This is a genomic window from Streptacidiphilus pinicola (assembly GCF_003258295.1).
Lineage (GTDB): Bacteria > Actinomycetota > Actinomycetes > Streptomycetales > Streptomycetaceae > Streptacidiphilus > Streptacidiphilus pinicola.
The window spans coordinates 120,630-133,089 of record NZ_QKYN01000037.1 but is presented as its reverse complement, the minus strand read 5'-3'; the positions used below and the strand labels follow the sequence as shown (position 1 = coordinate 133,089).

Annotated in this window: 12 protein-coding genes and 1 pseudogene; 7 read left to right on the top strand and 6 right to left on the bottom strand. The window is 72.9% G+C overall.

Annotated features, from left to right (window positions below; genetic code table 11):
- Window positions 1-55: 55 nt before the first annotated feature.
- Window positions 56-1,234, bottom strand: a complete 1,179-nt coding sequence (locus DN069_RS09915) for an NAD(P)/FAD-dependent oxidoreductase (RefSeq protein ID WP_207892117.1) — start codon at window positions 1,232-1,234, stop codon at window positions 56-58.
- Window positions 1,235-1,356: 122 nt separating this feature from the next.
- Window positions 1,357-1,601 (bottom strand): annotated as a pseudogene (locus DN069_RS42825) (SDR family oxidoreductase); the annotation flags it as partial.
- A 53-nt stretch (window positions 1,602-1,654) separates the two neighbouring features.
- Here DN069_RS42825 and DN069_RS09900 point away from each other — a divergent pair.
- From DN069_RS09900 to DN069_RS09890, 3 genes are all read left to right on the top strand, one after another.
- Window positions 1,655-2,485 (top strand): barstar family protein, encoded by an 831-nt coding sequence (locus DN069_RS09900; RefSeq protein ID WP_243639052.1) that lies wholly within the window; start codon window positions 1,655-1,657, stop codon window positions 2,483-2,485.
- Between the two features lie 158 nt (window positions 2,486-2,643).
- On the top strand, window positions 2,644-3,057 hold the full coding sequence (locus DN069_RS09895) for a hypothetical protein (protein WP_133259875.1): 414 nt from the start codon (window positions 2,644-2,646) through the stop codon (window positions 3,055-3,057).
- A 62-nt stretch (window positions 3,058-3,119) separates the two neighbouring features.
- Window positions 3,120-4,046, top strand: coding sequence for a haloalkane dehalogenase (locus tag DN069_RS09890; RefSeq protein ID WP_243639050.1), 927 nt, complete (start codon window positions 3,120-3,122; stop codon window positions 4,044-4,046).
- 19 nt (window positions 4,047-4,065) lie between these two features.
- Here DN069_RS09890 and DN069_RS09885 read toward each other — a convergent pair whose 3' ends face one another.
- Window positions 4,066-6,429, bottom strand: coding sequence for a helix-turn-helix domain-containing protein (locus DN069_RS09885; protein ID WP_341538459.1), 2,364 nt, complete (start codon window positions 6,427-6,429; stop codon window positions 4,066-4,068).
- A gap of 139 nt (window positions 6,430-6,568) precedes the next feature.
- On the opposite strand from DN069_RS09885, the gene DN069_RS09880 reads away from it, so the two are divergent.
- From DN069_RS09880 to DN069_RS42350, 4 genes are all read left to right on the top strand, one after another.
- On the top strand, window positions 6,569-6,805 hold the full coding sequence (locus tag DN069_RS09880; RefSeq protein WP_111500508.1) for a hypothetical protein: 237 nt from the start codon (window positions 6,569-6,571) through the stop codon (window positions 6,803-6,805).
- Between the two features lie 156 nt (window positions 6,806-6,961).
- Window positions 6,962-7,279 (top strand): hypothetical protein, encoded by a 318-nt coding sequence (locus DN069_RS09875; RefSeq protein ID WP_111500507.1) that lies wholly within the window; start codon window positions 6,962-6,964, stop codon window positions 7,277-7,279.
- Window positions 7,276-8,424, top strand: coding sequence for a WXG100 family type VII secretion target (locus tag DN069_RS39360; protein WP_207892110.1), 1,149 nt, complete (start codon window positions 7,276-7,278; stop codon window positions 8,422-8,424). The genes DN069_RS09875 and DN069_RS39360 overlap by 4 nt, the downstream gene beginning before the upstream one ends.
- A 197-nt stretch (window positions 8,425-8,621) precedes the next feature.
- Complete coding sequence (locus tag DN069_RS42350; protein WP_111500505.1) at window positions 8,622-9,527, top strand: DUF4189 domain-containing protein; 906 nt, start codon at window positions 8,622-8,624, stop codon at window positions 9,525-9,527.
- A gap of 20 nt (window positions 9,528-9,547) precedes the next feature.
- Here DN069_RS42350 and DN069_RS09860 read toward each other — a convergent pair whose 3' ends face one another.
- From DN069_RS09860 to DN069_RS09850, 3 genes are read right to left on the bottom strand one after another with little or no spacing between them, the layout of a single operon-like run.
- Entirely contained in the window at window positions 9,548-10,177 is a 630-nt protein-coding gene (locus DN069_RS09860) for an MBL fold metallo-hydrolase (RefSeq protein ID WP_111500504.1), read from the bottom strand.
- The gene (locus DN069_RS09855; RefSeq protein ID WP_111500503.1) at window positions 10,177-11,271 is read right to left on the bottom strand and encodes an S-(hydroxymethyl)mycothiol dehydrogenase; all 1,095 of its coding nucleotides are present in this window, start codon (window positions 11,269-11,271) and stop codon (window positions 10,177-10,179) included. Before DN069_RS09855 ends, DN069_RS09860 begins: the two co-directional genes overlap by 1 nt.
- Window positions 11,272-11,330: 59 nt before the next feature.
- On the bottom strand, window positions 11,331-12,452 hold the full coding sequence (locus tag DN069_RS09850; RefSeq protein ID WP_111500502.1) for an aromatic ring-hydroxylating oxygenase subunit alpha: 1,122 nt from the start codon (window positions 12,450-12,452) through the stop codon (window positions 11,331-11,333).
- Window positions 12,453-12,460: the final 8 nt, after the last annotated feature.

Genomic DNA, 12,460 nt, shown 5'->3' with positions numbered 1-12,460 from the left:
TGACGGCCGGACAGGCCTGAGCGGACGTCAGCCGTTCGCTCCCGTCGCCGGGGCTTCACGCCGCGGGCGTGCGGGTGGCACGGCCGCCCTTGGAGACGGCCGTGGTGACGTTCACGCGCTTGCTGAGCCGGTAGGTCAGCAGCGGACTGCCGCTGACCGTCTCCTTGTACGCCACGGCGAAGCGGCCGGTGAGGTGCAGGCGACGCGGGGTCTCGTCGGCCTTGGTGAACTGGATCACCGCGTCCCGGCGGCCGAGACTGACCGGCTGGTGGAAGTAGCCGAAGCGGAAGGGCTTCGCGGCCTTGCCGCGCAGCAGCCGGGCGATGGTGTCGGCGGCGTGCTGCGCGGTGGGCAGTCCGCTCTGGCAGGTGCCGTGGAGCGGCCCCCAGGCCAGGCGGACCGCGGCCGCGTCGCCGATCGCGAGGATCTCCGGGTGGGAGACCGACCGCAGCGTGGCGTCGACCTGGATCAGGCCGCGCTCGTCCGTGGTGATCCCCGCCTCGGCGGCCAGCGGCGACACCCTGACGCCGGCCGTCCACAGACAGACGTCGCTCTGGACGAGCCGGCCGTCGGCCAGCTCGACGGCGTCGGGCAGCACCTTGCCGATCCGGGCGCCGGTCTCCAGGGTGACCCCGAGACGGTCCAGCGCGCGGAGCAGGTAGGCGCGGGCCGTGGCGCCCATCATGGCGCCGGGCTCGTCGGCGCTGATCAGCGTGACATGCAGGCCGGGGTGGCTCTCGGCGATCTCGGCGGCGGCCTCGATCCCGGTCAGGCCGCCGCCGCAGACGCTCACGCTGCCGCCGGCCGCCGCCACCTCGGTCAGCCGCGCGGCGAACCGGCCGGCGACCTCGGGGCTGTTGAGCGTGAACGCGTGGGTGTCGGCGCCGGGGACGTTGCTGGTGTCGGTCGAGCTCCCGAGCGCGTAGACGAGCGTGTCGTAGGGCAGTGCCCCGGCTCCGTCGACGGTGGCGGTCCGGCGCTCCGGGTCGATGGCGGTGACCGTGCCCGGCACGAACCGGACGCCCGTGCCGGCCAGCAGGTCGGGGATCCGGTGGTCCGCCAGCTGCTGCCCGGCGGCCAACTGGTGCATCCGCAGCCGCTCGACGAACCGGCTCGACGGGTTCACCAGGGTGATCTCCGTGCCCGTCCCGCGCGTGCGGTGCGCCAGTCGGACGGCGGTGAACAGGCCCGTGTAGCCGGCGCCGACGATGACGATGCGGTGGCCGTTGCCCATCTCGATCTCCCAGGGTCGCGCACCGACCTCGCTGCCGGTGACGCCCATGGGACAGACGACCCGGGTCGCGCGTGACAGGGCTTGGATGTGAACCACGTCACACCTGAGCGGATCGTGCGCGCTCATCGGGTGGTCAGTCCGCCGTCGACGACGAATTCCGCGCCGGTCACGTAGGACGAGGCGTCAGACGCCCGATACAGCACCATCGAGGCCACCTCCTCGGGCCGGCCCATTCGGCGCAGCGGCACGTTCGGCCACTCCCGTGCCCCGGCGTCCGCGCCGAGCACCGGAGCGACGGGGAGATGTTGACGATCGATCCACCGCCCGCCTCGCGCATCGCCGGGACGACCGCCTTGATGCCGAGGAACGGTCACCTCCCAGCACGGCCACGGGAGTGGGGGAGAATGCGATGATCGGCCCATGAGTGAGTTCTCCTGGCCCGCCGGCGACGCCGAGCAGGCGGCTCGCATCCGCGCTGCCTGGCCGACTGTCCGTCACGTGTTCCCTGTCGGCACGGCGTTCACGGGCGAGGTCGTCGGGCGACGGCCTTTCGGGGTTTTCCTCCGTTTCGACCATCACCCTGACGTGGTCGGCCTGGCCGAGATCACCACGATGCCCGTCGACGCGATCCTGCCCGAGCTCGGAGAGCGGGTGTCCGGAGAAGTCATCGATCATGCCGACCACAACCACCAGGTGAAGGCCAGGCTCACCGAACCGGGGTCCTGGACCGGCTCGGCCATCCCTCTGGCCGAGGGTCTCTATCGGGAGTTGGCCGGCAACACCTTCGTGACGCTGTACTGGCGTCAGGAGGTCTTCGACCGGACGGTCGAGCGGCTTCGTGAGCAGCACTTCGCCGTCGTCGAAGTGGATGCCTCCGGCTGGACCACCGTGGACGCCATGCACCAGGACCTCGCGGTGGCCCTGGACTTCCCCGACTACTACGGCCACAACCTCGACGCGCTGAACGACTGCCTGCGCGACGTCGTCGCCGGCGAGTACGGGGTCCCGGCGGACTCCGTCGGCTTCGTCCTCGCGTTCACCCACTACGACCGCTTCGCGCGGGGCTGCCCGCGTGAGGCGCAGATCGTCCTCGACATCCTGGCCGACCACGGACGAGCAGCGGCGGTGCGTCGGCAGCGCGTGCTCGGCCTGGTCCAGAGCGACGACCCGGAGATCACCTTCGAGCCGGTCGGGGCGACGGGCGTCGAGTGGAACCCGGCCGAGTGGCTCCGTTCCCGACGCCGCCCCTGAGGCCCGCAGGCCCCTCACCCCCCTGAAGTCCGGGCGGCGGGGGGCCGGTTGGCGGGGGACCCCCGCCGACCGGCCGGATTCGCCGGGGTGTGGCAACCGGCGGCCTGTGGGTCGCGTGTGGGCAGTTGTTGGTGAACGGATCACCTAGGGGGTTCACAGTGTTCCAGTCCATTGCCCGAATGCTCGCCGTCGGCGTCACGGCCGGCACCGTCGCGGTCGCCGGGATCGGCACCGCGTCGGCCAAGAGCAGCATCGACTTCCACGTCAGCCCGCACACCCAGCACGTCGGCCAGTGGTTCAACGTGAGCGGCAGCGGCATCTCCGACTCCGTCGGCTGGCAGCGCTTCTGCGTCCAGGAGCGCTACGGCACCCGCGGCGCCTGGCAGAACGTCTTCTGCGGCCGCACCGTCGACGCGTCGCGCCAGGACGCGTCCTCGTTCGGCAAGGTGCGCGCCGGGCACCAGGGGGTACTGCAGGTGCGTGGCGTCCTGGAGGGCGTGCAGCACTCGTGGGGCGGCAAGACCTGGGTGGAGACGGAGTCCGCCCCGGTCACCGTCACCATCGTGCGCTGAACGCAGACGCGCACACCCACGTGGTCCCCCGTCGCGCCAGCGACGGGGGACTTCGCGTTTCCTTGCCCGACCGGCCCCGCGGCCACTACGCCTGTAGTGTGGTGGGCGAGGGAGGGGTGCACATGCTGATCGACTTCGTTCCCGACAGGGCTCTCTACCCGTTCGGTTCGCGCTGGTTCGACTCGTCCGCCGGACGGGTCCACTACGTCGACGAGGGGACCGGACCGGCCACGCTCCTGTTCTGTCACGGCGCGCCGACGTGGAGCTTCCTCTACCGGCACATCATCAAGGGCCTGCGCGGCCGGTACCGGTGCGTCGCCGTCGACCACCTGGGTTTCGGACTGTCCGAGCGTCCTGTGGGCTTCGGCTACACCGTCGCCGAACACACCGCAGTCCTGGGTGAGTTGATCGATCACCTGCAGCTCGAGGACTTCGTCCTGATGGGGCAGGACTGGGGTGGCCCCATCGGTTTGGGCGCGGTCACAGACCGGGCCGAGCGGGTGCGGGGGATCGCGCTGGGCAACACCGCGTTCTGGCCGATCGACGCGATGGCGAACCGGGCGTTCAGCTCCGTCATGAGCAGCCGTCCGATGCAACGGCGCATCCTCGAACGGAACTTCCTGGTCGAGCGCGTCCTGCTCGCGGAGCTTGGGTCCGGGCTCAGCGCGGCCGAGGCCGACCACTACCGCGCGGTGCAGCCCAGCCCCGAGGCCCGTCGCGGACTCGCCGTCATGCCGAGGGAGATCCGCGCCGCGCGACCGCTGCTGGCCCGGCTCGCCCGGGACGTGCCCGCCCAGCTCGGCGACAAGCCCGCGCTGGTGGTGTGGGGCATGCGGGACATGGTGTTCCGCCCGCACGCCTGCCTCCCGCGCATGCGGGCCGCCTTCGCGGATCTCGAGGTGGTCGAGCTGCCGCACGTGCGGCACTTCGTCCAGGAGCACGCGCCGGAAGCGATCGTCACGGCGATTGCGAACCGGTTTCCGCCGTGACCGCTCGCACCCTCCCGGCTCAGGGCTGCCGCTCGCCCACGAGGGACGGCGGATCGGCGAGGTCGGCGTCGGTGAAGTGGCCCTCGCGCTCGCGGTGCGCGCGGGCGAGGTGGTGCTGGAGGCGGATGTGGCGGAACTGGTAGACCGCGCCGCAGCGGCGCAGCGCGCCGCGTCGGTAGGCGTCGTCGAGGAAGGCGGCGGTGTCCCAGGGGAGTCGGCCGGTCAGCGGAAGCCAGAACCGGACCAGGACCAGCCACTGGCCCCAGGCGGTGAAGGTGAGCACGTAGGCGGTGGCGCCGCCCACCCCGCCGATCGCGCCGACCTCGAGGCCGCCCGCGCCCCAGACCAGGGGGCCGAGGGTGCCCTGGAAGGTGGTGATGACCGCCTGGCCCACGACGAAGATCGACAGGGTCAGCAGCGGGCCCAGGATGAGGAGTTGTCGGCCCGCCTCGGCCCGGTTCGCGGCGAGGAACGCGGACGGGGTCGCGGCGGAACGGGTGTCCAGCGGCGTCTCGAAGGTGGCGAGCAGGCCGAAGACCAGGGTCGCCGCGATCCCGAAGACGAGTCCGAAGACGACGATGTTGACGAGGGTGAACTCCCGGACTCCTGGGGCGGTGAGCGAGAAGCCGTAGAACAGGCTGCGCTCCAGGGTGATGGCCACCGCCGTGCCGGCCCCCATGACGAACCCCCCGAGCAGCACCGCCCCGAGCTGGGTGGTCAGTGTCCGGCGGGAGCGGCGGGCCATCGACTGGTGGCCGCGCAGGCGGAGCCGGGTGCGGGAGGGTTCGATGCCGGGCCGGCCGCCGGGTCTGATCGTGAGGGCGTAGGTGCAGCCGAAGGCCAGGCCGGCCGCCGGCCCCACCAGGAGGCCGAGGAGGACGTCCTGGACCGCGGAGAGCGGCGTCAACGTCCCCATCAGCCAGGTGGCGACGGTCAGGCAGACGGCGGTCGACAGGACGACCGCGAGGATGCGGGACGAACGACGCAGGGTGTCGCCTATCTGCCACCAGGCCAGATCCTGCCGGTTGGCCTCGGGGACGGCCAGGCCGTGGGCGAGGTGGCTGAGCCAGCGTCCGGCCTGCTCCGAGGTCCAGGACCGGGTCCGCCGAGCGCGAGGCGCGGCGGGCTGCTCGGGGGCGCGACCGCGGTAGAGGGTGGGCACGAAACCCGCCACGAGGTGCTCCTCGAGGGCGCGGGCGTCGGGGAACCGGGTGGTGTCCAGGAGGTCGGCCGACTCCTGGTGGGTCGTGTCGCTGTACAGGACGCGGGCCAGGGCGACCATGAGCGGGGTGCTGAGCGCCTCGGTGACGCGCGACCCGTCGGCACCGGCCGGTTCCTGAGCCACCGTCAGGACCGCGTCCCAGCCCCCGGGGCCGTCGTTGAGGGCCGTTCGCGGCAGGTAGTGCGCCAGGTCGTCGGGCGTGATGTCACCCAGTTCGATGCCCGCGGCCCAGGCGAGCGGGGTCCCGGTGACGCGGACCGCGTCCGCGAACTCGGCCCGCCTGCTGGTCAGCACGAGCGCCGTGGAGGTCGTGGTCAGTTCCCGCAGCGCCGCCGGCCGTAGTCCCTCGGCGATCTCGTCGAAGCCGTCGAGCACGGGCAGCACGACGTCGCTGTGGACCAGCGCCTCGGCCAGGGAGCGCGTGCCGCCCGGGGTGCGGCGGGCCAGATGCGGGTGGTCGCGCAGCAGCTGGCCGACCAGCCAGTCCGGCAGGGACGCCGTGGACGGGTCCCAGGCCCCCAGGCTGAAGATCACCGGCACCCGCGTGTGGCCGGTCTCCAGGAGGTCCAGCACGAGCCGGACCGCCAGCACGGACTTGCCGGCTCCCGCCCGGCCCAGGATCAGCAGGCGTTCCGAGGGGATGCGCCGGTACGCCTGGGCCACGTCCGGCAGCTCGCCCGACAGGTCCAGCGGTTCGGCGGCCTCCCCGGGGCCCAGCCGCTGGATGTTGTCCCACCGGTCCACCAGGTCCGAGGTCGCCGGACGCCACCGCACCGGGAGGACGAACGGGTCCCGGACGCGCTGCTGCTCCTCCTCGCGGCGCCAGCGGCGCCGCACCTCCCGCGCCAGTTCCCCGGCCGCCTCCTCGAGAGCGCCGTGCACCTGGAACGGGAAAGCGGGCGCGGGCCTCGGCGCGGCAGGCCTCTCCGCGTCGGTGTTGCCGCCCCCGGTGCCGTCGCCGGGGGACGGCTGCAGCGCCTGCGGCGGCACCCCGAGCGCGGCTGCCAGCTGGTTGAGCGTCGTCAGCCGGGGATCAGGCAGAGCACCGGTCTCCAGTCGGCGGATGGTGCGCACGCTCACCCCCGAGCGCTCCGCCAACTGCTCCTGCGTCAGCCCAGCGGCCGCCCGCAACCCCCGTAGAGCAGTGCCCAGCTCCGTCACCACGGCTCCTTACGCACCAGTAGATCGTTCGCGTGAACCCTAGCGCGCCCACCGGCCATCCATGGCCGGTCCTCTGACCTGGCGTCATACGAGCCGCCCCACGAGGATCTGCGCAGTTCGGCCGCGGCAGGAGGTCGCCTTGAAGTACCGCTACTGGTGCGGGGAGTGCGGATACAAGACGCCTTGGGCCGACGAGCCGGCGGGCCGCCTGGCCCAACTGCGGCACTACGCGCGGTGGCACGCCGGCGTCGTCCCGGGCGGTCACCGGGAGAGACGGCACCGGTGGAGCGACGTCGGCCAGGGGTGCCTGGTGCTCCTCTGCCTGGCCCTCCTGCTGCTCGCGGCGCTCGTCCTGGCCTGGCTGAGCGGGCACTGAGCCCGGCAATGCCCAGGTCAGCGGTGTTCATCGGTGACCGGACGTATGTGACCGGTCGGCTGACCTGTTCCTGTCCGGCCCCGCCCGGTCACGGTGGAGGCAGCGGATCACCGGACCGGACCGAGGGCGAACCGACAGAGAGAGCGGGGGGGAAGAGTGAGCGGGTACCAGGTCGACGTCGACTTCCTGAGGGAGACGGTGCTCAAGCTCCAGGGCATCACCGACGCCATGGAGGGCAAGCGCCAGATCGCCGACTACCAGACCGGCCTGAGCCGGGCGCAGCTCGGCTCTCCGGACTTCCTGGAGGCCGACAGCCTGCACGGCGCCCATGTCGAGATGCAGACCTCGCTCAAGGCCATGGTGGAGATCCTCGGCGGCATGCTGCAGGAGGTCACCGACCGGACCGAGCAGGTCCACCGGCGCTACCTCGAGCAGGAGCAGGGGACCACCGCGGGCTTCGGGAGGACGGCGTGAGCGACTTCTCCCCCCAGGCCGACGCGGCCGGCGAGGTCGTCGGCGCGGTCGAGGGCGCGCTGTCCGGTGTGGTCGGCGCCGTCCTCCAGGTCGTCGACGCGCAACAGTTGGCCGACACGCTGTGGAACAAGGTGCTGCGGGCCAACCGGGGCGGCAACCACCACGCCGGCACCTTCACCACCGACTTCGAGGCGGTGCCGACCGTCGAGGCGCTGAGCGCCATGATCGAGACCGCCGACCCCGCCGCCGTCCAGGGCGTCGCCGACCACTGGCAGCACCTGCACGACGAACTGCAGGAGACCGCGGCCCAACTCACCATCCACGCCGGCAACCTGCTCGACCACTGGAACGGCCCCGCCGCCGACGCGTTCCGCCGCCAGACCGCGACCCTGCACACGAGCCTGACCAACGGAGCCGCCCACGCCGCGAACGCCGCGACCGCGACCGGAGGCGTCGCGACCGCGCTCACCCGCGCGCGGGCCGACATGCCGGCGGACCCGGGCCTGCTCGGCACGGTCCTGCGCGCCGTCACCTCCCAGACCACGGACTGGCAGTTCAAGACCGACGCCGCCCGGCACGGGCTCGCGCACGCCCTGGCCGCTGACGGCGCACAGCTGTCCGCGCCCGAGCAGGCCCGGCAGCAGGCCGTCGTGGTGATGGAGCGGCTGGGGGTCGCCTACAACGACGCGACGGCGCGGCTGAACCACCCGCCCAAGCCCCCGACGACCGCGCACACCCACGGCGCGTGGCCTTCCGCGCCCGCGACGGCGCCCGGGGCCGTCCAGGCCGGCCTGGACGGCGAGGGCCGACTGCGCGCCGGGACAGGCGCCGTCGGGGCCGGCCTGCCCGGCGCCGGCCTGGGGCCCGGCGCCACGGCGGCGCCGACCACCACGACCGGCTGGGTGGGCGCCCCGCCGCCCGAGGTCTCACCCACGGCCCGCGCGTCCGCGCCCGAGACCCGCCGGACCGGCTCCGCCGAGACCGAACCCGAGCCGGGCGCAGCGGCGGGGGAGGGGCTGCGACCCTCGGGCGCACCGGGCGGGGGCTCCTCCCGAAACCGCCGCACCCGCACCCGCTACCCGTTCGTCGCGAACACCGACGACTGGGACGCGCCACCCGCGAATCCAGCGGTGATCGAGGGCTGACACGGCCCGCCGTCCGGCCCGGGCTGTTGCACTACGCTCTCGGGGATCGGTCTGCCCGCCATCGCGCGCATCGTGCCCGGTCGGACGACAGGTCATAAATGGCCGGTTGCTGCTCTGGTGACGGCACGACGCACGGCGGCAGGCTCGGTGGCAGAACGAGGCAGCATCGCACGGACGAAAGAGGAGGCGGACACGCGATGACGGACGACGACCCGCGCGCAACCCCGAGGGACGCCGTCCCTCCCGAGCCCGCCGGTGTGCCGTACACGCCCACCGAGCCCGCTGGTGCGCCGTACACGCCGACGGAGCCCGCCGGTGCGCCGTACACCCCGACCGAGCCCGCCGGTGCTCCGCACAGCCCAGGCGGCTCCACGCCGCCCGGCGGATTCGGCCCTGCCGGACCGCCCGGCGGGTTCGGCCCCGCCATGCCGCCGCCCGGACCGCCGGGTCCGCCCGGCGGTCCCACCGAACCGCCCGGCGGGCCCGGCGCCGGCGGTCCTTGGGGACCGGCGACGCCGCCCGGCCCGCCGCAACCGGCGTCGACGTCCGCCGGAGGCAGGCTGGCCGGTGTCCTCGCCGGGATCATCGGGGCCGTGCTGGTGATCACCCTGCTCGCCGCGTACCCGCTGCACTCCCTCGCCGCGAGCGCGGCGCCCGCACCGGTCGCCTCGTACACCGACACCAGCAGCCCGGAGCCCACGGACACCTCCACCACGGACACCTCCACGCCGACGGACCCCGTGCCGACCCAGACCGACACGCCCACGCCGGACCCCACCACCGCAGAGCCCACCTACGTGGCTCCGCCTCCGCCGCCGACGTACTACTACGGGGCGATCGCCGTGTCGCAGGACGGCAGCGACGGCAGATCCTGGGACGCGAGTACCCAGGACGCCGCCGACCAGAAGGCGCTGGACGAGTGCCCGCGCTCCAACTGCAAGATCCTCACGCGCTTCGTCAACGGCTGTGGAGCGGTGGCGTACAACCCCTCGACCAATCTGTACTGGGGCGGGAACGGCGACAGCGAGCAGGCGGCCAAGGACGACGCCGTCTCCAACGCGGGCGGCGGCCACTGGGTCGTCTGGGCGTGCACCACGCACTGACGGACGCCGTGTTCCTGCGGTCAGTGTCCCCGGGCGATCCACTCCTGCAGGTGCGGCGCCTCCGCGCCGATCGTCGTGTCGGCGCCGTGCCCGGTGCGGACCAGGGTGTCCGGGGGGAGGGTCAGCAGACGGTCGGCGATGGAGCGGACGATGGTGGGGAAGTCCGAGAAGGACCGCCCCGTGGCGCCCGGGCCGCCCGCGAAGAGGGTGTCGCCCGTCAGCACGGTGGCCAGCCCCGGCGCGTAGAGGCAGACGGCGCCCGGCGCGTGTCCCGGCGTGTGCAGGATGTGGAGCTCGGTGCCCGCGACGGTGAGCACCTGGCCGTCGGCGAGGTCGCGATCGGGCTTCCGGTCCGGATGGGTCTGCCGCCACAGCGGCAGGTCGTCCGGGTGGAGCAGGATCGGCGCGTCGGTGCGGTCGGCCAGCTCCGGCGCCGCGTTGACGTGGTCGTTGTGCGCGTGCGTGCACACCACCGCGGTGACCTCGCGGCGGCCCACGGCGCGCAGGATCGCCTCGGCGTCGTGGGCCGGGTCGACGACCACCACGGAGTGGTCGTCCCCGACCAGCCAGACGTTGTTGTCCACCTCCCAACTGCCGCCGTCCAGGGTGAAGACACCGGAGGTCACCAGGTGGTCGACGCGGGCCGCCATCAGAAGACCACCACCGAGCGCAGCACGTCCCCGTCGTGCATCCGCGCGAAGGCCTGCTCGACCCGGTCCAGCGCGATGGTCTCGGTGACGAACGCGTCCAGGTCCAGCCGGCCCTGCAGATACAGGTCGATCAGCATCGGGAAGTCGCGCGAGGGCAGGCAGTCCCCGTACCAGGACGACTTGAGCGCGCCGCCGCGCCCGAAGACGTCCAGCAGCGGCAACTCCAGCCGCATCTCCGGCGTCGGCACGCCGACCAGCACGACCGTCCCGGCGAGGTCGCGGGCGTAGAAGGCCTGACGGTACGTCTCGGGCCGGCCGACCGCGTCGACGACGACGTCCGCGCCGAAGCCGCCGGTCAGCGACTGGATCGCCTCGACGACGTCGCCCCGGCCCGCGCCGGACAGGACGGTGTGGGTGGCACCGAGCCGCTCCGCGGTCGCCAGCTTTCGCTCGTCGACGTCCACGGCGATGATCTTCGACGCGCCCGCCAGCCGGGAGCCCATGATCGCCGCACCGCCGACGCCGCCGCAGCCGATCACGGCGACGGTGTCGCCGCGCGAGACGTTGCCGGTGTTCAGCGCCGCGCCGAGCCCGGCCATCACGCCACACCCCAGCAGGCCGGCGACGGCCGGGGAGGCCGCCGGGTCGACCTTGGTGCACTGCCCGGCCGCCACGAGGGTCTTCTCGGCGAAGGCCCCGATCCCGAGCGCGGGGGAGAGCTCCTGCCCGGTCTCGGCCAGCGTCATCTTCTGCCGCGCGTTGTGCGTGTTGAAGCAGTACCAGGGGCGGCCCCGCAGACATGCGCGGCACTGCCCGCAGACCGCACGCCAGTTGAGGATGACGAAGTCGCCCGGCGCGACCTCGGTGACGCCCGCGCCGACCGACTCCACGATTCCGGCGGCCTCGTGGCCGAGCAGGAAGGGGAAGTCGTCGTTGATGCCGCCCTCGCGGTAGTGCAGGTCGGTGTGGCACACCCCGCAGGCCTGCACGGCGACCACGGCCTCGCCGGGCCCGGGGTCGGGCACGACGATCGTCTCGACGCGCACCGGCTCTCCCTTGCCGGGGGCGATGACTCCTCGGACCTGCTGCGGCATGACGCGACACCTTTCGTACCTCGTTGGGGGACTACAGCGTTGTGGCGACGACGGATGGGTCAGTTGCTGAGCCTTGCCGCCACCCAATCATGGAACGCCCCGATGTGGTGCTCACTGGGCACCAACACACCACCGCGCGCGTAGGCGCGCGAGTCCATCGCGGGCTGGCAGCGCTCGCAGGCCTCGAAGTCCTGGGTGTTCACCCGGTGGAACAGCTCCACGGAGCGGTCCAGGTCGGCGCCGGAGTCCACCACGTCGCGCAGGAACAGCCAGTCGCACTCGACGATCGTGTGGTCCGCGGCGAGCGGGATCATCCGCAGCACGATCACCTGGTCCGGCACGAGGTTGACGAACACCTGCGGCTTGACGGTGATGGCGTAGTAGCGGCGGTCCTGCTCCTGCGTCACGCCCGGGATCCGCGCCACGCCCGCGCTGCCGTCCACGGTGAACCCCTCCGCCTCCTCGGCGAACTCGGCCCCGTGGCCCACGTAGTACTGCGCCGCGAAGCCGCTCTTGAACTCCGGCAGCATGTCCGTCAGTTCCGGGTGGATGGTGGCGCAGTGGTAGCACTCCATGAAGTTCTCGACGATGAGCTTCCAGTTGGCGCGCACGTCGTAGCGGATCCGCCGGCCCACCGCGAGCTCGTCGGCCTGGTAGTGGTCGATCGCCTTCGGGTCGCCGAGCCGCTCGGTCGCGGCCCCGATGACGTCCTCCTCGAAGGACGGCGGCTCCTCGGCCAGGCAGACCCAGACGTAGCCCAGCCACTCGCGGACGTGGACGTTCACCAGGCCGTAGGTGGTCCGGTCGACGTCGGGCATGCTGGTGAGGTTGGGCGCGGCCACGAGCTTGCCGTCCAGCCCGTAGGTCCAGGCGTGGTAGGAGCACTGGAAGGCGCGCTTCACCTCGCCCTCCTCCTGCGTGCACAGCCGGGCGCCGCGGTGCCGGCAGATGTTGAGGAAGGCCCTCACCGCGCCCTCCCGGGAGCGCGTCACCAGCACGCTCTCCCGGCCGACCTGCACGGTCCGGAACTTCCCCGGCGCGTCCAGCTCGGAGGCGCGCACGGCGCAGAACCACATCGTCTCGAAGATCCGCTCCTGCTCCCGTGCGAAGACCTGCGGATCGGTGTACGCGGAGCCGGGGAGCGTAGGAATCAGACTGGCGGGCAGTTCGGTCGCGGTCAACGCGGGTC